The organism is Arthrobacter sp. H5 (assembly GCF_000520595.1).
GTDB lineage: Bacteria > Actinomycetota > Actinomycetes > Actinomycetales > Micrococcaceae > Arthrobacter_D.
The window spans coordinates 28092-30169 of record NZ_KI914983.1 but is presented as its reverse complement, the minus strand read 5'-3'; the positions used below and the strand labels follow the sequence as shown (position 1 = coordinate 30169).

At 63.2% G+C, this 2078-nt stretch carries 1 protein-coding gene; it reads right to left on the bottom strand.

Annotated features, from left to right (window positions below):
• Window positions 1-20: 20 nt before the first annotated feature.
• Window positions 21-2078, bottom strand: a 2058-nt coding sequence (gene infB, locus Y708_RS23075; RefSeq protein WP_035775413.1) for a translation initiation factor IF-2, incomplete at its 5' end; no start/stop codon positions are given.

The following is a 2078-nucleotide window of genomic DNA, read 5'->3' as shown; positions in this document are numbered from 1 at the left end:
CGGCCCGCCACTAAGACAACCTAGACCCGCGGCTTCTCCCGCATCTCATAGGTCTCAACGATGTCGCCTTCCTTGACGTCGTTGAAGGACCCAAGACCGATACCACATTCGAAGTCCGTCCGGACCTCGGTGGCGTCGTCCTTGAAGCGCCGCAGCGATTCGACGGTGAGTTTGTCGCCAACCACCACGCCGTCACGGACAAGGCGTGCCTTGGAGTTCCTGCGGATGACGCCTGAACGGACGATCGAGCCTGCGATGTTGCCGAACTTGGAGGATCGGAACACTTCGCGGATCTCAGCGGTGCCAAGCTGCGCTTCCTCGTACTCAGGCTTGAGCATGCCCTTGAGTGCAAGTTCAATGTCATCGATTGCTGCATAGATGACGGTGTAGAAGCGCATGTCCACGCCTTCGCGGTCGGCAAGGTCTGCCACCCGTTCGGCCGGACGCACGTTGAACCCGATGATGATCGCGTTGTCCACTGTCGCCAGGTTGACGTCGTTCTGCGTGATGGCACCGACTCCGCGGTGGATAACACGCAATGCAACACCGTCGCCAACATCGATCTTGAGCAGCGAGTCTTCGAGGGCCTCGACGGCACCGGACACGTCACCCTTGAGGATGAGGTTAAGAGTGTCGACCTTGCCTTCGGCGACTGCCTGATCGAAGTCTTCCAAGCTGACGCGCTTGCGGCGCTTGGCCAGTGCGGCGTTCCGGTCGGCGGCTTCCCGCTTCTCGGCGATTTGACGGCCGGTACGCTCGTCCGGCGTCACCAGGAAGGTGTCGCCCGCGCGGGGCACTGTCGAGAGACCCAGTACCTGTACGGGCCGTGAGGGCCCCGCCACCGATACGTTGTCTCCGTTTTCGTTGAACATTGCCCGAACGCGTCCGTGTGCCACACCGGCAACAATGGTGTCGCCGACGTTCAAGGTACCCGACTGGACCAGGACGGTTGCCACGGCTCCGCGTCCCTTGTCCAGGTTTGCCTCGATGGCAATACCGCGTGCGTCCTTGTTGGGGTTGGCACGCATGTCCAGGGCCGCGTCAGCCGTAAGCAGCACGGCTTCCAGCAGTTCATCGATGCCGTCTCCCTTGAGCGCGGAGACGTGCACAAACATCGTGTCGCCGCCGTACTCTTCCGGAACCAGACCGTACTCGGTGAGCTGGCCCTTGACCTTGTCCGGGTTGGCGCCGTCCTTATCAATCTTGTTCACAGCAACCACGATGGGCACATTGGCGGCCTGAGCGTGGTTGAGCGCTTCAACGGTCTGCGGCATGACGCCGTCGTCCGCTGCGACAACCAGCACCGCAATGTCGGTGACTTTTGCGCCACGGGCACGCATGGCCGTGAACGCCTCGTGGCCGGGGGTGTCAATGAAGGTGATCGCCCGTTCGTTGCCTTCATGCTCGTGGTCGATCTGGTAGGCACCGATGTGCTGGGTGATGCCGCCGGCTTCGCCTTCGACAACATTGGACTTGCGGATGGCATCAAGCAGACGGGTTTTACCGTGGTCAACGTGACCCATGACCGTGACAACCGGAGGTCGTGCCTCAAGCTGCGTATCGCCTTCGGCTTCCAGCTCGGCGTCAAGGTCGATGTCGAAGTTCTCGAGCAGCTCGCGCTCCTCGTCCTCCGGCGATACAACCTGAATTTTGTAGCCCAGCTCGGTGCCCAGTACCTCGAAGGTGTCCTCGTCGAGCGACTGTGTTGCCGTGGCCATTTCACCGAGGTGGAACAGTACGGTCACCAGTGCTGCCGGGTTGGCATCAATCTTCTCGGCGAATTCAGTAATCGAGGATCCGCGCCGCAGACGGACAATGGAGTTGCCGTCGCCGCGGGGTACGCTGACGCCACCCAGCGACGGAGCGGACATCTGCTCCAGTTCCTGCCGCTTTGCCCGCTTGGACTTGCGCTGTTTGCCGCGGCCTGCGCCGCCCTTGCCGAAGGCGCCAGCTGTGCCGCCGCGTCCGCGGCCGCCCTTGCCGAAGCCGCCGCCAACAGGAGCGCCTCCACCGGGACCGCCGCCGGGAGCGCCGCCTGGCCCTCCGCGCCGGGCGCCGCCGGGTCCTGCTGCTCCCCG